This window comes from Thermoleptolyngbya oregonensis NK1-22 (genome assembly GCF_032705245.1).
Classification (GTDB): domain Bacteria; phylum Cyanobacteriota; class Cyanobacteriia; order Elainellales; family Elainellaceae; genus Thermoleptolyngbya; species Thermoleptolyngbya sichuanensis.
The window spans coordinates 5128776-5146533 of record NZ_CP053540.1; the positions used below are offsets into that span (position 1 = coordinate 5128776).

Here is a 17758-nt window from a genome sequence, read left to right on the forward strand (position 1 = left end):
CTGCCTCTGTTTGGGCTGCCTCTGTCGGCTCCTTGGAAGAATTTTGGAAGAATTCCAGAATTCCCCGGTGGATTTTCTGCTATTCGGTAACCATGACCTCGACCGTGTAGCGGCCGCGGCTGCTGGCATCAAAACCGTTGGCAATCACGATGTAGGTGCCGTCGGTGGCCAACGTCAGTTCCAACTGCGAGTTCTGAGGGTTGCCGCCTGCACTGTGGTTTTCGCCCAGCACCTCACCTTCCGGGCTGATGACCGCCAGATAGGGCTGAAATTCAGTGCTGAATAGCTTGATCGTCACCGTTTGTCCAGCTTTGCCTTCAAAGGTGAACTGGTCGTACAGGCTGTTATCCGAAGGCAGAACCATGTCGCCGTTTTCCAGCACGCCTTCTTCACTCAGCAGCATTTCCTGAGCGCGGGCGATCGCCCCTGTCGCGCAGATTCCCACCGCTACTGCACCGGCCAGCACCCTGGCAAACCATTTCTGACCTGTCATAGCCCGTTCCTCAACTAAATCCAAATAGAACAAGTCGCGCTAGAGAATCCTGCGATGGTGTTTTAATGTCTCACCTGATACAGGGCCTGCCAAACACAACACAACGATTCTTACACGCTCTGCTATTTGGCTTCAGGGAGAAAATGCGGAATTCACAAAAGCAAAATCATTCTCTTCTTGAAGATTACCCAGATTTGATCCCGGTCGTAACATCCATCAGACGCACTGGATGGCGATCGCCCCTCGGTTGCGGCAAGTCTTGCAAGCCTTGTGGATGGGTCAATTGGGGGATCTGCCTCAGGAGGCGATCGCCCGCCTCAATTCGTTCACAAATCTCGCCCAACCGCTTGGAAATCCTGGGCAAAATTAACATAATGTTAATTAATGCAACGATATCTTTCAGAGGCACTCATGGCAGGACTATTCGGTTTGTTTGGCAAAAAGAATAATGCAGAGGCACCACCCTCCGCGAGCAATGGTGCAAAGCCAGGAGCCTATTTCCTGGACGCAGACGATGCCAAAACGATGGGCAACATCGAGTACATGCGCTCGAAAAAAGTCATCAAGCACAAGTTTCCCAAGACCGCAGGCAACGGTGGCGAGTTTGAAGTGGAGTATGAAGTGTCTTCTGACGATATGAAGTCGGGCAACGGTCTGCAAGGTTCAACCGAACCGACCTCCACGTCTTTTGAAGCGACACCCAAGCCAACGAACGAGCGCCGCACGGCCGACTCCAGCATGGATCTCTTCCGTAACATGGCTCGCGACATTCGCAAGCGCTAGAGCTGATTAAGAAGTCTGAGTGTTGGGGGATGGGTTCGCCTGCCCCCTGACCAGTTGCTAGTAGCCGAACCTACCGCTTATAAAACGTTTCGAGGCTGTGGCGATCGCCCACGAAGCGCCAGTGCCACGGTTCATAGCTCACGCCCTGAGCGTTGTCCTGAGGGAAAGACAGCTCAAACCCAAAGCGGGCAGCATTGGCCGTTAGCCAGCGGTAGGCGGCTGTCTGATCGAAATCGGTTTCCAAGTCTGTATCTGGGCGATCGCCGTCCCCAATATCCACCGCATAGCCCGTGTGGTGTTCGCTGTAGCCGGGGGGAGCGCTGACCTGGGCCCGTTCCTGCGCCGAGAGCGATCGCTTCGCCTTGAGCGTGAAAAACAGGTAGGTCTGCTCCTCCACCGAGCGAAAGCCCGACAGCGGCACCAGCCTCACCCGCTCAGCGCGAGCCGCCCTCACCATTGCCAAAAAGCGCTCGGCAGCCGCATCACGCAGCAGGACGCTGCCATTGGGAAGCACTGGGCTGAGGGTGTCTGGAGGAGCTTCGGCGTAGGCGATATGGCCCAGTAGGCTATCAGCCGGGGTCAGCGACAGTTGAGACATCGCTGCGGACAAGCCGGCCTCGATCGGCTGATAGCCCTGGGCGGTAGAAGCATTGCTAAAGAACAAGCTGCGGCTGACCAGCGCAAGCTGCACCGCCGCCACAAAGCCAATCAGCCCCCATAGCCAAACCCGACCCCGAAAGAGCGATCGCAGCCTATCCGCCGCCGCTCGAAACCCAAACCCACCAGGGTTCAAATCGGCCTCTAAACGCGCCCCATCTCGCTGAGCGACCGGGATATCGTCGGCCAGCCCATAGTGACCTTCCTGGCTAGAGACATCGGGCTGGGGCGCTGACGACTTTGGCAAACTGGCATCTTTCACGCAAACTCTCCCGCAGACTGGTTTAGTCCTGCGGGGTTATTATTGCATGGCCTTGGAAGAGCGTCATCCCCTTCGACACACGGCAAAATAACTCAACGGTCTGCTGAACCCTTGCTCCGCAACGATAGGCTTAAAACCGTTCAAAATATTCCAACGATAGTCAACCTATGGAATTTCCGAGTCTTCGCTTGCTGAGTCTCTATGTCCCGCTGATAGGCTGGAGCAGTTTGGGATTTTGGCTGGGACGGATTTGTCCGCCGTGGGTGGGCGATCGCCTCGGAAAGCTGCTGTTTTGGGTGGGAGTGCCGATTAGCGTACTGGGGTTTCTGCGCCAGTCCGAACTCTCGGCAGCGGTGTGGCTCGCGCCCGTGGCAGCGTGGCTGGCGATCGCGCTGGGGGGACTGCTGGGCTGGCTATGGCTGATGGCTACGCTAAAGCAAGGACAAAGACCAGAACAAAAACAACGACCTGTTTCTGCCCCCATTACTCAGAGCCGCCCTCAGCAAGGCAGCTTTTTGCTGGCCACCATGATGGGCAACACAGGCTATTTGGGGTTCCCCGTCAGTCTGGCGCTTGTAGGCCCAAAGTACTTTGCCTGGGCCCTGTTTTACGACATGATTGGCACGACGCTCGGAGCCTACGGGCTGGGCGTAGTCATGGCCGCCCACTTTGGCGGCGTGCAAAAGAGTCCACTGGATTTGCTGCGGGCGCTAGTATACAACCCGGTGCTGTGGAGCTTTGCGCTGGGGTTAGGCATCCACAATATACCGCTACCGCTCTGGCTAGATTCGTTCCTCAAAACAGGCGCTTGGACGAGCATTACCGTTGCCCTTGTGCTGATTGGAATGCGGCTCAGCCAGTTGCGCTCCTGGCGCAGTGTCCGCCTCGCCTCCGTCAGCCTGAGCGTGAAAATGCTCATTGTGCCGCTGCTGATCGGCGTGCTGCTCTCGTTCACCAGCCTTGGCTCAGCAGAAAAGCTGGCGATTGTCCTCCAGGTCAGTATGCCACCGGCCTTTGCGACCCTCGTACTGTGTGAAGCCTACGAGCTAGACCGAGAGCTAACGGTGACGGCGCTGGCCATGGGATCGATCGGGCTACTCGTCACGCTGCCCCTCTGGCTGCTTCTGTTTCCCACAAGTTAGACGCAAGTTAAATGCAAGTTAGACGCAGCTAGAAGCAGCCCAAATTCGGCTTCAATGCGGTCTTTCCTTAGACCAACGCTCCTAGCCGACCCAGCTTACGTCGCTATCTGACGAGTTCACCGGAGGCAGGGGCTTGGAAATGGGAACTTCGCGCCGGGTAGGAGTCTTTTGGGCGTTCGCTGGCGCTGCTGGCTGCACTGGTTCGACTCGTTGAGCAGGTGCAGGAATCGGGGTCAACGGCGGCTGCTGTTGGCGCTGCTTCTCTTCCCAATCTTGAAATGCTTTCTTTTCAGGCAGGATCACCTTTTTCATGATCCACTCGATCGTCTGTTCTTTGACCCAGCCGCGAGCCACCAGCACCTCGCCCAGACGCATCCCGGTCGCCTGCTGATCATTCAGCGCCACCGTGACCTGATCCGGCGTGATCAGCCCTGCATCTAGCAGGTAGCTGCCCAGGCGCTTGGGGCGCATCGGCATGGGAATAGATGTTACTCGATAGCGATCGCTCCTATCACGCATAGTCATACAACTCACAGCAGATCAGTACAGCGGTATCAAAAGCAAATCTCGGAAAATCCCGATGCTCTGCAACTTTGGAGCAGAAAACCTTTGTAAATTCACCTGATAAATCCACCGTAAACCCGCATTTAAGCTCACATCTCAGCAAGTAATGACAGGCATGTGTCTTCAGAGAATTTACTGGCTCCTGATGAATAGACTAGTCTAGCGACGCTTTCCCTCCGGGATAATACGGAGATAAGCTCAAGGCGAAAGAGTTCTTTACAGTATAACAACGGAACACTGACTCTTTCTTTATCGAGCCTTTACAGGTTGTTTCAGAATATCTCACAGAGTATTTTTCGGCAATGGGGGGGAGTTAATTCTCCATAACCTAGAAAAATGAAACCCCTCAGCGCTAGGGGCTGAAACCCCTCAGCGGCAAGACATTTCGCCGTTTAGCCCGGTTGAGCGGGTGGTTTTGATTACCCCTTGACCCCACTACTGGTATCCGTTGGCACGATGTAGCGCTGAAGCAGACCGAATACCAGCAAGATAGGCGCAATCGAAATCACAGACCCCGCTGCAATCAGTCTCCAGTCGAGGGAAAATGCACCCGCCAGTTTGGCAACGCCCAGGGGCAGCGTGTAATAGTCGGGCTGGTCGAGCAAGATGAGCGGCCAGAGAAAGTCGCTCCAAGCTCCGATGAAAACGAAAATCGCCAGCGTGATCAGGGCAGGGCGGACAGCGGGCAGCATCACGTTCCACCAAATCCCCAGTTCCGAGCAGCCGTCGATGCGGGCGGCTTCTTCTAGCTCTTTGGGTACGCCTTGAAACGCCTGACGCAGGAGAAAAATCCCAAAGGCAGAGGCGATCGCCGGTAAGATCAGCCCTAAGTACGTATTACGCAGCCCCAGCTTCACCGTCAGGACATACAGCGGAATCATCACAATCTGAAACGGAATCAGAATTGTGGCCACAATCAGCAGAAACAGCGCCTCGCGCCCGCGAAACTGGAGCCGCGCCAGGGGATAGGCCGCCAGAGAACAAAACAGCAGATTTAGCACCACCGTTAGCACTGCGACCAGGGTGCTGTTGAACAGGTAGCGCCCGAAAGGATTGGTCTGCCATACTGTTACAAAATTTTGCAGCGTTGGAGACTGGGGCAAAAACCGGGGCGGAAACTCGAAGATATTTTCTGTGGGGGCTTTGAACGCCGTACTGACCAGCCAGATCAGCGGCAGCAGCATGACGAGGGCGATCGCCCCCAGCAGGGCATACAGTGCAAGGGTTTTGAGCGATCGCGTTGGGGGCATTCGTCGAGGAGGGGGTAGAAATTGGGGATTGGTTAGAACCTTTTCGGCGGGTTCACCAGCACCAAGGGGGAATTCTTTGAGTTTACCTGGTGAGTTTACCTGGGGACTGCACACGTCCTGCCCAACTGCTCACCCCTAGCCCTCCTTCACCCACACGCGCATTTCCTGGAGCGTCAGCGGGCCAAACTGGGTCGCTAGGGCCACATCGGCAGCATCACGACCATAGGCGATCGCAATTCGGTTTCCCCGTGGCTCTGGCTGGGTTGCGTCGAAGGTGTACCAGCGGCCCTCGGCGGTTGACCCGTCGGGGCTACTGAGAAACGCCTCAAACCAGGCGTGCAGATCCATCGGCTCCAGTTCGTACAAGTACCCCACCACCATCCGCGCCGGAATCGACAGGCTGCGGCAGAGGGCAATGCCTAGATGGGCGAAGTCGCGGCAGACACCGATTTTGCTCTGGGCGGTATCTACGGCGGAGGTGGAGGCGTTGCTGGTGCCGTATTGATATTTCACCTGGGTATGAATCCAGTGGCGGATCGCTTCCACCTGGGCATAGCCCGGTTCCGTGTCGCCCACGATGGCGATCGCCTCGTCGTAGAGCATATCCGACTGGCAGTAGCGGCTGGGCAGCAAAAACTGCACCACGCCATCGGGCAGCAGTTCCACAGGCACAAAGGTTGCCTCCGGTGCCACGTCGATCTCGTCTGCGGTTTCTACACAAGCGGCGGTGTAAACCAGAAATCGCCCCTCTGGCGTAACCAAACGCTGGCAGAGATTGCCGTAGCTGTCGGTATATTCCACCACAGGCACCGACGGCTCCAGCCGATATTCCTCACGCACTACCCACTGCCCCTCGCCGCTGCGGGGGCGCAACATCAGCAGCAGCGGACTTGGCGCTTCTGCCGAAAATAAAAGCTGACAGCCTGCTTCCAGCCGCATTTGAGAATCCTCAACCGATGGCTGGCGCTACAAGGACTGCATTTCTAAATTCAGCACATAATGCCCAAGCTGCAAGTTTTCTGTCCACAGTTCATACTCCACGCGCAGATGACGGGGCTGGGGATCGGAAATCAGCTTCAGGTGGCGCGTATAGTTCCGCAGGCGCATCTGGTCGCTCATACCCAGGTCGCCCGACTGCGATCGCAGCCAGTAGCGGCTGATGCCGTAGACCCCTTGCTCCCAAAAGTGGCGATAGCTGATGCTGCCATTGCCCTGCATGGTCATAATTACGCGGTAGGGGGAAATTTCGAGCCAGAGCAGGTGGGGCTGCTGGGCCTGGTCAGCCGAGGTTTCCCCCTCGGAATAGTCCATAAACAGCGGCTCCGTCAGCACGACGTGATAGCGGCCTGGCTCTTTTTCATACAGCGCGGCAGAGGCTTCCACCACCGACCAGAGCGGCGAATTCAGCGACATCCAGGACAGACAGACTGGCTGGCGATGTTCGGTGAGCATGGCTAAAAAGGGCTGGGACTAAAAAGGGCTGGAAAAATGATTTTTTATCCAGTCAAACAGGTTCAATCTTGCCAGATTCGCGAAATAGAACGAAATAGAATCTGTCGGCAGAGAATGCAGTTCGGCCAGTGATCCGGCCTTTGCACTGCTCTGGTAGCGTAGTAAACGCAGCGATGGCGCAGCACGCTCGACGAGGCAATTGCCCACCTACGGAACTATAGCAATGCAGACGGCTTCTATCACCCTCAAAACCACCGAACATCATCATGTGCTGACAATTTCGCCGCCTGTGGATCTGGCGCTGACGGGGGCGATCGCCATTCCCGGCGACAAGTCTATCTCCCACCGGGCGCTGATGCTGGGGGCACTGGCGGAGGGCACGACGGAAATTCGCGGGCTGCTGCTGGGGGAAGATCCCCTGAGTACCGCCGCCTGCTTTCGGGCAATGGGGGCAAACATTTCCGACCTGAATACGGAACGAGTGACCGTCGAGGGCATTGGACTGGGGCGGCTCCAGGAACCTGCCGACGTGCTGGATGCGGGCAATTCCGGCACCACGATGCGGCTGATGCTGGGGATTCTGGCCTCCCACGCGGGGCGATTTTTCACGGTGACGGGTGACGGATCGCTGCGATCGCGCCCTATGTCTCGCGTGATTCGGCCGCTCCAGGAAATGGGCGCACAAATCTGGAGTCGTGCTGGGGGCCTCGCGCCACTGGCGGTGCAGGGGCAGGCGCTTCGGCCGATTCACTACACCTCGCCCATTGCTTCGGCCCAGGTGAAATCCTGCATTTTGCTGGCGGGGCTGGCCACGGAGGGCAAAACGACCGTCAGCGAACCCGCCCTATCTCGCGACCACAGCGAACGGATGCTGCGGGCCTTTGGGGCAGAGATTTTGGTTGATCCCGACACCTGTAGCGCGACAGTAGTCGGCCCGGCGCGGCTGATTGGGCAGCCCGTAGTGGTTCCTGGCGACATCAGTTCGGCGGCGTTTTGGCTGGTGGCCGGGGCGATCGCCCCCGGTTCTGATTTGCTCATCCAAAATGTCGGCGTGAACCCAACACGCACGGGCATTCTCGACGCGCTGGCGCAGATGGAGGCAGACGTGACGCTGGAGAATGCTCGCGAGGTGGCAGGCGAACCCGTCGCAGATCTGCGCGTGCGCGGCCACAATCGGCTAAAGGCGGGGCACATCGGCGGCGACCTGATTCCCCGGCTGATTGACGAAATCCCCATTCTCGCGGTGGCAGCCGCCTTTGCCGAAGGGACGACCGTCATTTCCGATGCCGCCGAACTGCGGGTGAAAGAGAGCGATCGCCTCGCCGTCATGGCCACCCAGCTCAGCCGCTTGGGCGCAACCGTCACCGAGCGTCCTGATGGTCTGGAAATTACGGGCGGCACACCCCTGCACGGAGCCGAGGTGGATAGCCACACCGACCACCGCATTGCCATGAGTCTGGCGATCGCCGCCCTCTGTGCCACAGGCCCCACGACGATTCATCGCGCCGAAGCTGCTGCGGTTTCCTATCCGGGGTTTGTGGACACGCTGAGGCAGGTTGCGGGATTGGGCTGATTCTGGGTTTTGGGTTTTGGGTTTTGGATTTTGGGTTTTGGATTTTGGATTACTCTTGTTAACCATCCAAAATCGCCAATCGCCAATCCAGAATCGCCAATTGAGCTTGGCCCCCAGCCCCAGATCAGCCGCTCCCCTGCACGACATACTTCAGCGTGGTCAGCGTTTCTAGCGTGATTAGCCCGCGCCGATGTCCTTTTTGGTTGGACATGCCGAGGGCGATGGGGCTGCCCTGCTTGGGGTTGCGATAGAACCGGGGCGAGGCGTTGATATAGGTCGTGGCGCTGTTGATATGCAGGGCAAACTGGTGGCTTTCCTGATAGGATTCGGTCACCAGGCAGTCGGCGTGGCCGCTGCTGTAGCGATTCATCAGGGCGATCGCCTCTTCCAATCCGCTGACCGCACGAAAGGCAATCGTGTTGTCTAGGTAGGGGCGCGGCCACTCGTCGTCTTCCGTCAGAACCAGATCCGGAAACTCCGCCACCAACCCCGCATCGCCCCGCAAGTGAAAGCCTTTTTCGCGCAGGCTGCGCCACAGGGCTTGCAGCGTGTTGGGGTCGTGGTGGGTGCTGATCAGCACTTTCTCGATGGCGTTGACTGGATCAGGCTCGCTCTGGTGGCTGTCTAGAATCATGCTGCGGGCCAGATCCAGGCTGCCGGAGGGCGACCAGTAGAGATAGCAGTTGCCAATTGCCGTTTTTAGCACAGGCACAGTGGCCTGGCGGATCACCTGGTTCACCAGGCTCACGCGACCGTAGGGAATGACTAGATTGACGTAGGCATCTTGGGTCACCAGTTCGCGGATCGAGTCGCCCTGGTCAGTCGGAATCCAGCCGAGGGCATCGGTGGGCAGGCCGGCTTCTTGGAGGGCGAGTTTCAGCGTACTGGCGATCGCCTGGTTGGAGTTGCTGGCTTCGCTGCTGCCCCGCAGGACGATGCTGTTGCCCGTGCGAATACACAGCCCAGCGGCGATCGCCCCCAGTTCAGGAAACGCCTCATACACTAGCGCAATCACCCCCAGTGGCATCAGTTGGCAATAGGACTGAGAATGGCTGAGGGAATAGGGAATCGTCAGCATTTGCTGCGTGGGGTCTGCCAGTTCCGAAAGGCGCTGCAAAATCTTGACCACCGCCTCGATCCGCTCCGGCGTGAGCTTCAGCCATTCCAGCACCAGATCGGGCACGGCCATTTCTCGGCTGGCTTCGAGATCTAGCGTGTTAGCCTCAAGAATATCGTCCTGCTGATCCTTCAGCACTTCTGCCATAATCTGGAGCGCCCGACTGCGATCGCCCCCTTTCATCGCAGCCAAATGTCCCGCCGCTGCATAAGCTCGATGAAGCGTGGTCAGCAAGTCGGCTGGGGAGTCTAAAGAATCCTGACTGTTAGAAAACACGGTGAAAAATTGTGGAAAATGCTGCCATTCATTGCATGAAACAATGAACTGCACAAAGATCGCCTCGAAAATCTACATGTTGCGCGAAGTATCACGCGAAATCGTACTGCACTGAATTTATTGCACTGGATTTACTGCACTGAACTTACTGCACTAATCTATTGCACTAAATCTATTGCATTAATGTATTAATACAGCTTTAACCTGTAAGGCTATTACCTGTAAAGCTCACGACTGTAAAGCTTTTGGGGAGCCGTTTAGTAGCGTTTTACAATAGCACAGCGCGATCGCCCTGTCCTAATCACATTTCAGTGACAGTTTAGTTAGTGACAGTTTGGTCAGTGACAGTTTGGTGACGTTGCAGCCTATGACGGATGAGCAGAACTGGGTTTTCGGCAGACTATCGCCGACAGGCCAGCCACAGCATAAACGCCAGCATGACCGACAGCACTAGCGCCGCCACCACCCGAAACGCCACCTGAGAGCCAGCGGGTGCGCTCAGCGTAGTCAGCAGCAGCAGAAACACCAGCGCAAACATAAACAGCAGCGTCAACGGCACATAGCCCTTTCCCAGGGATGGGTTCACCACAATCCACTGATGGCCGTTCCAGCGCCACGCCCGCTTGTAGGGATAGTTGGTCGAAAGCTGCTCAATCGTATGTCCGCTGTCTTGCACGACGAAAATTTGCTGACATCGGTCGCAGCCAAAGGCATCCGTCAGGGCGATGGGTGTCAGCTTGCCCCGACGACGACAGGGACAGGGGTAGTCGCCGTTTAGGTCGATTTTGTGGGGTTTCTGAGTTTGCACAAGCAGAGCAGCGGTGAGTGTGATGCAAGCGGTGCAGGGTCTAGCGCATTGGGAGCAACGACCGTGAACCCAAAGGCTGGTGGGGGCGATTGCCCTTCCCGCGCAGCCGCAGACGAACCAGCGCTAAACCATGATTCATTGACTATCGTCAACCGGACTATCGTCAACCGGACTATCGTCAACCGGACTATCGTCAACCGACCCATCCTCCAACCCTTGTCAGAGAGGTTGGTTTGGGTGTGACTTGATGCGTGATCCTGGACAGGCCTCTAGGCAGCGACCCAGACTTTTCCCAGAGCTTCTGCCGGGAACTGGGGTTGCGAATACCCAGATTCAGCCCGATTCTAACATTCCCATTTGCGGGAGTCAGTGACAGAGAACCGTGGACTGAGAACCGTGGAGTGAGCAACGTAGACAGAGAAACACGAGCGCGATCGCCCGCTTCCCAGCCCATCCAACCCGTCGTGTCATCAGCACTGGTAAGACTCTCTAGACTCATCCTACAGGGGCAAGCTGAGAGATCAGTGGAAAATTCGCTTAAGCTTGGATAAAGCCTGCAAGCCCAGCGAAAACCGAGCAGAAAGGTGTCTTGATTCACAAAGATGCTAAAAGCGGACGCATCAGACACGCTGGTTGAGCAGCGCCTACTCAGCACAACCTTGCAGCAGATTGAACTCGTTCACAAACTACTATTGGCTCCTAGAACCAGCTCGGAAACAAAGCGGGTAACGCGATTCGAACGCGCGACATTCACCTTGGCAAGGTGACGCTCTACCACTGAGCTATACCCGCGAAACACGCTTCAAAAAAAGCGCAATTACTATTATGTGTGAGAGGTCACCATTTGTCAACCTGGGTCAAAGATTTTTGCAGATTTTTGGGGGGACGATGGTCTACTCCGCCGCCGCAAGCAAGGCGGGGGGCTAGTTTAGGGTGCTGATGATAATTCCCAGGAAGGCGAAGATGCCAATCACCATCAGGGCGATCGCCACAGACAGCGCATTGGAGCGTCGCGACGTGTAGAGATAGTCGTCTCGCTGAATGCGCCGCAACTCCCGCCGATGCTCGATCGCCGCCGACAGAACTGCGTATAGCCCGACTGCGATGAATGCTAGCCCAATAATTCTCGACAGGTACATGGTCTCCACATCGTCGAGCCTGCGGGTTCGCTGAATCGCTGTCACGATTTGGTCAATGCCAAAGCCAAAGCCAATCAGCGAGAGCGAGGTGCGAATCCACGCCAGCAGCGTGCGTTCGGCGGCGGCTCGGTTGCGCTCTTTGGCGAGTTCGTTGGTCAGGTTGCGGGGCGCGTCGGACATGGGCGGGCGAGTGTAGCCTAGTAGCGGCGGCGGCTGCGCTGGGTGAGGCTGACGTAATAGAGCAGTTGCATGAGGGAAGTGGCAGCGGCGGCGATGTAGGTCCAGCCTGCGGCACCGAGCATTTGTCTGGCTCCCTGGCGCTCCTCTGGCGTATCCAGCAGCCCCGCATCCTCCAGCAGCTTTAGCCCCCGACGGCTAGCATCGATTTCAATCGGCACCGTCAGCAGGGAAAAGACCACCATCAGCCCAAACATGAGAACCCCAATCCACATCAGCCCCACCATGCCAAACATGAAGCCCAGCAAGAAGGCCATGTAGGAAATCGTCGGCGTGAATTGCAGCGCAGGCAGCAAGAAACTGCGGGCAGCGATCATCGGCGAACCCGTCTGGTATTGCTGGACATGCCCCAACTCATGGGCGGCGATCGCCATTGATGCAACCGACGGCTGGGCGCATACGGGTTCCGATAGCCGCACCACATTGGTTCGCGGATCGTAGTGGTCGGTCAGGGAGCCGCGCGTTGGCTCCAGCGGAATCGACTTCAGCGACGTGCGATTAAAAATGGTCTGAGCAACCTGCATTCCGGTGTAGCGTTCGCTGTTGGGCACCTGGCTCCACTTGGCAAAGGCGCTTTTGAGGCGACCCTGAACCAGCATGGAAATTAGCATAGTGGGCAGCATAACCCAAAGTAAGTAGGTCGGATCGTAAAAGAACATAGTTTCAGGACAAGTTTAGTAGATAAGATTTGATCGTTTTAATCCAGTTTTTGAACAGAGATTGGAACAGTGGCTTGAACAGTAAGATGACCCTTCGATGCTCTAGTTGCTGATAAGTACTTGCTGATAAGCACTTGTAGATAAGTTCTTATACCTTAAAGTAAACAGCCTAGGCAGTGTCTTAAATCTTTCTAGGTCGTTGATTGCCTTCCGGCGATCCCCCTAAATCCCCCTTAACAAGGGGGACTTCCAGCGATCCCCCTAAATCCCCCTTAATCAGGGGGACTTCCGGCGATCCCCCTAAATCTCCCTTAATCAGGGGGACTTCCGGCGATCCCCCTAAATCCCCCTTAACAAGGGGGACTTCCAGCGATCCCCCTTAAATCCCCGCGCTTACGCGCCGCTTCGCTAGAAATAAGGGGAACCTCCGGAGTGGTTCGGCTCGGTTCCCCCCTTTTTAAGGGGGGCTAGGGGGGATTTAAGGGGGGCTGGGGGGGATCAAAGGGCTTCAAAACACGCCCTAGCACGACCTTCTACATCCAAAAGCGGACAAACTCTTGCTTGGCAAACTCCACGCTGCGATAGCGCCGCAGTTGGTAGAGAAATCCGGCGATCGCCAGCCCGCTCCACAGCAGCAGCCAAAACCACGAATCCCGAAAAATGGGCAGCAGCGTGTTGCCTGCGTTCTTCAAATCCTCAATTGAGACGCGCCCATTCAGCAGCAACAGCGACAGCACCAGCGCATTTGCCCCGCCCTGAGCAGACAGCAGCATGACAATATACTTCTGCCAGTTTCGCACGTAGGTCAAGACCCCCAGCGCCAACCCCGATCCAAGAGCCACCAGCGCGGGCAACGTCCCCTGCTGAAAGCCAAGAATAGCCATGATGCTTGATCCAAACAGCGCTCCTGTAGCTCCGCCCATCAGCGCCACGCCCACCTCATAGAACTGCCAGCAAAAAATTGCCAGCAAAATTCCCAGCACCAGCCCGACCGTTAGCCCCGTCGTGGTGGACAAAAAGCCGCCGCCCAGCAGCAGAAACACGGCCTTTGCGCCCAACCACAGCCCCGCAAAAAACGACCAGACGGGCAGCATCACCATGAAAAAGCGGTAGCCCCCAAAGCAGAGCAACACGCCAAAAACTGCTGAAAACAGCGCCAGCAAGATAGGTCTTAGCATAGGTATCTAAAAAGCGTATCTTAAAAACCTACCCAAACCTATCTAGAAAGGAGCGCAGGGCGCTGTTATCCAGCAAACCGAACTGCCTGTAGAAGGGGCTTAATCCACAAGAATCAATAATTATTGCGGACTTGTTGCAGAAATGCAGATTTGATCCTGTTCTGCCCTCCGCCTATCCTGCGCCCAGCAGGGCCGACGGCGGCTGCAAAACCTGCGCCAAGTTGAGCAAAAAAATGGGCGGGCTGTCGTCTGTGGGCAGAATCAGTCCGCTGACGCAGCGAATTCCGCCTTCTTGCTGGTAAAGCACAGACAATGGCTTGAAGGCGGATTCTGTGAAGCGCTTGAGAGCGGGTGGGCCATCAATTTGCAACCCGATGACATCCCCTTGCAGGCTATAGACCAGAATTAGGTATCGAGTCGTAACAGTATTGCTAAAGGTTTGCTCAAGCGTGGAATATTTTGTGACCTCTTGTGGGTCAATCTGCGTTCCGGGTTCTAAGCATTGAGTGGATGTTGATGTGTTCGCAAAGATGCGCTGCTGAAGGTTTAGGACGGGAATATTTTGGTCATGATCGAGGGCGATCGCCGTCCCCATTCCCTCTTGCTGGGCATAGAGACGGTCGATTTCGATGACCCGATGCACGATGGCTAATGGCAGGGCGAACAGTTCCCGCCGCAGCGGGAAAACCAGCAGTTGACGAGTGACCTCGACGGGTTTAGAGCGCAGCGCTCGCAGAGAGTTCAGAAGGGTCATGAATATGTTGTGCCAGGGTGGACAGGAGAGTTTGCTCGTTGTAGGGTTTTGAGAAGTAGGCGATCGCCCCCAGGCTCAGCGCCAGTTGTCGATGTTTGGCGCTAGTGCGTGAGGTCAGCATGGTAACGGGCAAATGCTCAAACTGCGGGTCCGATTTCACTTTCGCCAAAAAGCCGTAGCCGTCCAAACGCGGCATTTCGATATCGCACACGACCGCGTTCACCTGAAGCCCAGCCCGCAGCTTTTCGACCGCTTCCTGCCCGTCTTTTGCTTGCTCAACCTGATAGCCCGCTTTTTCCAGGGTGAGCGCCAAAAATCGGCGAACGTTGATCGAATCGTCTACCACTAGAACGGCGGGCTGCTGCTCCACTGGGACAGCGCGACCTAGCAATCGGCGATCGGCATCCATGAGGCTGAACTGGCGATCGCCCAGTTGGGAAGACCTGGACACCACTGGGCCGGCTGCCTCGGCGCTGGCAATCCAGTGCAGCAATTCTGGGACATTGACAAGCGGCACGACGCGCCCATCACCTAGAATGGTGCAGTTGCTAAAGCCAGCAGGAAGCGGAATGGTGCTATGGATACGGCGCACCGCAGTTTCCTGTTCGCCCCAACAAGACTCGATTTGGATGCCAAAGATTTGACTGTTGTGTTCCACCAGCAGCACGACTGGTTCGCTAATGCTAGGGGGTGTTTCTAGGCGATAGGGATGACGCGGCCCAGGAAATCGGAGCCAGCGTGATAGAACCACCAGCGGAATCAAGTTGCCTTGCACATTCAGCATTTCGCTGTCGCCCACTCGAACAATATGCTCTGGCTCAAGCTTCAGCATTTCGCCAATCACGTCGCTCGGAAAGCCAATCAACATGTCGTTGCTTTCGGCAATTAGCACGCGCACAACAGACATCGTGAACGGCACTGAGAGCGTAAACGTTGTGCCTTGCCCCGCTTTTGTTTCTACTTTGATATCGCCGCGAATTTGCTTGAGATGATCACGCACCACATCCATGCCTACGCCGCGACCCGATAGCGACGTGACCTGCTCCTTGGTACTGAAACCGGGTTCAAAAATGAGGGAGACGAGTTCCTCTTCGCTGGCCACCCCCAACAAGCTGGGGTCTAGCCCCATGGCGATCGCCTTGGCGCGGATTTTTTCAATCGGGATACCTCGTCCATCGTCTTGGATGGTGATCAATGTGCGATTGCCCCGATGAAAGGCTTGAATTTTAATCACGCCTTCTTCTGGTTTGCCCTGAGCCAGCCGGGTTTGCGGATCTTCGATGCCATGATCGAAAGCATTTCGCAGCAAATGCATCAGTGGATCATTGAGCGCTTCCAGGATGTTGCGATCAATCAGCGTGCCAGCGCCATTGACCTGAAGACGCACTTTCTTGCCATATTGCAAGCACAGTTCCCGCAGAGCGCGAGGGAAGCGGTCAACCAAGTCAGACAGCGGCCGCATCCGGATTTGAGTCAGTCGAGACTGGAGTTGGTTTGCTGTTTTGTCTAGGGTGCGAGATGCCTGCTCGACTTCCTCAAGGGTCAGATCGATGTCTGTGGTAACTTCTTGAACCTGGACGATGGTTTCTAGAATGTCCTGCGAGAGCGAGTGAACATCTTCATACCGATCTAGCTCCAGCGCATCAAACCCATTGCCCAACCCAGCGCCAAACCCACTCCCCGGACGATGCTCAGATCCAGGAGGAATAGCTGAGGATGGGATCTGCTGGAATAGATTGGTGGCTGGGGTTGGATCTGGCTCGGTGCTGCTGTCTAAGGGGCTGTTGTGGAGTTGGGCTATTTGGGGGCGATCGCCCGACTGGGCAGCACGCGCTTCACTGCTTGGGAGCAGGTTGAGGGCGGAGGAGAGGGGCGATCGCCCAACATCAGTCGCCAAGCGATCGTAGGTCGTTCGCAGTTCCGAGCTAGCCTGTTCTAGCGTTTGCACTCGGCTGTTTAGCAGCCGAGTCAAATTCCGAAGGCGTTTGAGGTAGAGGTTGAGCGCATTGCGGTCAATCGTCAGCTCACCAAACAAGTCGCTCAGTTGGTTCAACTGCTGCACCGACACCCGCACCGTATTCTCTTGGGTCGTCTCAGTGGCGGGTGTGTTGCTGCTCCAGCGGCTTTGCGGAGCCGGGGCTACGATGGGGCGATCAGCAGGACGGTCAGCAGGACGATCAACGGGGCGATCGCCCGACTGGGCGTGACCCGCAACATCAGCACCGACCTGATCCTCTACCTGATTCTCTAACAAAGAAGGCTGTGCCGACGGTTCAGCGGAGGAAGCCGAAAGCGTGAAATCGGCAATCTCTTCCCCATCCAACCCTTCAGAGACACCAGAAAATTCGGTCGTTGCCAGATTTGTTGCAGGCGCTCCGTAGTCCATCCCTGCGTATTCCAGATCAACGTAGTCTGCAACCGCATGATCTGCCGCCGCAACTGCCGCAACTTCTTCTTGCACCCCAGAATGGTCTGCTGCCTGGGCAGCAAGCGTTTCGAGAGGAAGTGTGATTTCCTCATCAGAGGACGTTGCAAATGCCGACGCTCCCGCCATTTCAGCACTCCAGGAAGGCGCAAAAGACCCGGCTCCGGAGGTTTCAAGCTGTATCGCCGTAGGAATGGCTGCGAGGTTTCCAGTCAACACGAGCGCCTGCGCCCGCCGCCAAGCCTGCAACGCTGTCTGCGCCAAGGTGGAAATGGCAGTTGCATCGGTCGCTTCTGTTTGAGCCGTTTGGACACCAATGGACTGACACAGTTGGGAAAAACTCTCGATCTGGAGCATCTCCCCCAAGCCCTCTAGCTCCTGGGCCAAAATTTCAACTTCTTCTTTCAGGCGGGGAGACTGTTCATGAATTGCCGATTCTAGCCGCTGCAAACAGCCCTCGACTTCGGTTTCAAACAGCAGGGGAATAATATCCTGTCCGTCTTCAGGAGACAGGAGTGAATAGGCATCTTCATCCTGGGGCGTGCCCAGCCGTTCGTGGAGTTGCTGATAGGCGGGTTCAATTTGTTCCAACAGCCAAGCTGGGGCGATGGTTGGGCGGGGGCGATCGCCCTCTGTAGACAGACTTTGGCGATCGCAGGCAATCACCCTCCCCAACCCATCCACACACGCCAACAAAAGCTGTTCCAGACTGCCATCTACTTCCAACGATTGGCGCTGCACCTTCAACACCTTCAGCCCATCTTCTAGGCGATGCGCCAAATCACTCAAGCTTTGAAAGCCCATTAGACCCGCTCCCCCCTTAATAGAGTGGGCAGCCCGCAGTGCCTCGTTGATCTTGTCTGCATCAATCGCTTGGGCCAGCCCGAGCAGTCGAGATTCTAACGTCCTCAAATATTCTTGAGCTTCCTCCAAGAATTGCAGTTGGATTTCAAGTTCCTTGTCGTAGACCATAATGACTCTCTATGAAA

Annotated in this window: 17 protein-coding genes and 1 tRNA gene; 3 read left to right on the forward strand and 15 right to left on the reverse strand. The window is 56.3% G+C overall.

Translation table 11 applies throughout. The features are described 5' to 3' along the window. Positions 1–79: 79 nt before the first annotated feature. Together HNI00_RS21360 and HNI00_RS21365 are read right to left on the reverse strand one after the other, a co-directional pair. Positions 80–493, reverse strand: coding sequence for a PPC domain-containing protein (locus tag HNI00_RS21360; protein ID WP_316789312.1), 414 nt, complete (start codon positions 491–493; stop codon positions 80–82). A gap of 184 nt (positions 494–677) precedes the next feature. Then, on the reverse strand, positions 678–866 hold the full coding sequence (locus tag HNI00_RS21365; RefSeq protein WP_316789314.1) for a hypothetical protein: 189 nt from the start codon (positions 864–866) through the stop codon (positions 678–680). A 38-nt stretch (positions 867–904) separates the two neighbouring features. On the opposite strand from HNI00_RS21365, the gene HNI00_RS21370 reads away from it, so the two are divergent. Further along, positions 905–1276: a hypothetical protein gene (locus tag HNI00_RS21370; RefSeq protein WP_316789315.1), complete on the forward strand. Its 372-nt coding sequence runs from the start codon at positions 905–907 to the stop codon at positions 1274–1276. A 70-nt stretch (positions 1277–1346) separates the two neighbouring features. Here the strand turns inward: HNI00_RS21370 and HNI00_RS21375 are convergent, their stop codons facing one another. Beyond that, positions 1347–2195 (reverse strand): M15 family metallopeptidase, encoded by an 849-nt coding sequence (locus HNI00_RS21375; RefSeq protein ID WP_316789317.1) that lies wholly within the window; start codon positions 2193–2195, stop codon positions 1347–1349. Between the two features lie 167 nt (positions 2196–2362). Between HNI00_RS21375 and HNI00_RS21380 the strand changes: the two genes are divergently transcribed. Next, positions 2363–3337 carry an AEC family transporter gene (locus HNI00_RS21380; protein WP_316789319.1) on the forward strand — a complete coding sequence of 325 codons (975 nt, stop codon included), beginning with the start codon at positions 2363–2365 and terminating at the stop codon, positions 3335–3337. 81 nt (positions 3338–3418) lie between these two features. On the opposite strand, the gene HNI00_RS21385 is transcribed toward HNI00_RS21380, so the two are convergent. The 4 genes from HNI00_RS21385 to HNI00_RS21400 form a co-directional block, all read right to left on the reverse strand. Then, positions 3419–3862: a cyclic di-GMP-binding domain-containing protein, MshE-related gene (locus HNI00_RS21385; RefSeq protein WP_316789321.1), complete on the reverse strand. Its 444-nt coding sequence runs from the start codon at positions 3860–3862 to the stop codon at positions 3419–3421. A gap of 458 nt (positions 3863–4320) precedes the next feature. Next, complete coding sequence (locus tag HNI00_RS21390) at positions 4321–5151, reverse strand: carbohydrate ABC transporter permease (protein WP_316789323.1); 831 nt, start codon at positions 5149–5151, stop codon at positions 4321–4323. 135 nt (positions 5152–5286) lie between these two features. Further along, positions 5287–6090 (reverse strand): transglutaminase family protein, encoded by an 804-nt coding sequence (locus HNI00_RS21395; RefSeq protein WP_316789325.1) that lies wholly within the window; start codon positions 6088–6090, stop codon positions 5287–5289. 27 nt (positions 6091–6117) lie between these two features. Further along, positions 6118–6603: a hypothetical protein gene (locus HNI00_RS21400; protein WP_205370766.1), complete on the reverse strand. Its 486-nt coding sequence runs from the start codon at positions 6601–6603 to the stop codon at positions 6118–6120. Between the two features lie 223 nt (positions 6604–6826). Between HNI00_RS21400 and aroA the strand changes: the two genes are divergently transcribed. After that, positions 6827–8176 carry a 3-phosphoshikimate 1-carboxyvinyltransferase gene (gene aroA / locus HNI00_RS21405; RefSeq protein ID WP_316789327.1) on the forward strand — a complete coding sequence of 450 codons (1350 nt, stop codon included), beginning with the start codon at positions 6827–6829 and terminating at the stop codon, positions 8174–8176. A 124-nt stretch (positions 8177–8300) separates the two neighbouring features. On the opposite strand, the gene HNI00_RS21410 is transcribed toward aroA, so the two are convergent. From HNI00_RS21410 to HNI00_RS21445, 8 genes are all read right to left on the reverse strand, one after another. Then, a complete protein-coding gene (locus tag HNI00_RS21410) occupies positions 8301–9569 on the reverse strand; it encodes a glutamate-5-semialdehyde dehydrogenase (protein WP_316789330.1) in 1269 nt (422 codons plus the stop codon). A gap of 400 nt (positions 9570–9969) precedes the next feature. Beyond that, a complete protein-coding gene (locus tag HNI00_RS21415) occupies positions 9970–10377 on the reverse strand; it encodes a hypothetical protein (protein ID WP_277773970.1) in 408 nt (135 codons plus the stop codon). A gap of 720 nt (positions 10378–11097) precedes the next feature. Further along, a tRNA-Gly gene (locus HNI00_RS21420) sits at positions 11098–11169 on the reverse strand. A 131-nt stretch (positions 11170–11300) separates the two neighbouring features. Then, complete coding sequence (locus HNI00_RS21425; protein WP_316789332.1) at positions 11301–11696, reverse strand: YidH family protein; 396 nt, start codon at positions 11694–11696, stop codon at positions 11301–11303. A 17-nt stretch (positions 11697–11713) separates the two neighbouring features. Continuing rightward, positions 11714–12412, reverse strand: coding sequence for a zinc metallopeptidase (locus HNI00_RS21430; RefSeq protein ID WP_297085331.1), 699 nt, complete (start codon positions 12410–12412; stop codon positions 11714–11716). A 533-nt stretch (positions 12413–12945) separates the two neighbouring features. Then, complete coding sequence (locus HNI00_RS21435; RefSeq protein WP_316789337.1) at positions 12946–13590, reverse strand: TM7S3/TM198-like domain-containing protein; 645 nt, start codon at positions 13588–13590, stop codon at positions 12946–12948. A 172-nt stretch (positions 13591–13762) separates the two neighbouring features. Further along, positions 13763–14344, reverse strand: coding sequence for a chemotaxis protein CheW (locus tag HNI00_RS21440; RefSeq protein ID WP_316789339.1), 582 nt, complete (start codon positions 14342–14344; stop codon positions 13763–13765). Continuing rightward, positions 14307–17741, reverse strand: coding sequence for a hybrid sensor histidine kinase/response regulator (locus HNI00_RS21445; RefSeq protein ID WP_316789341.1), 3435 nt, complete (start codon positions 17739–17741; stop codon positions 14307–14309). Before HNI00_RS21445 ends, HNI00_RS21440 begins: the two co-directional genes overlap by 38 nt. Positions 17742–17758 lie beyond the last annotated feature (17 nt).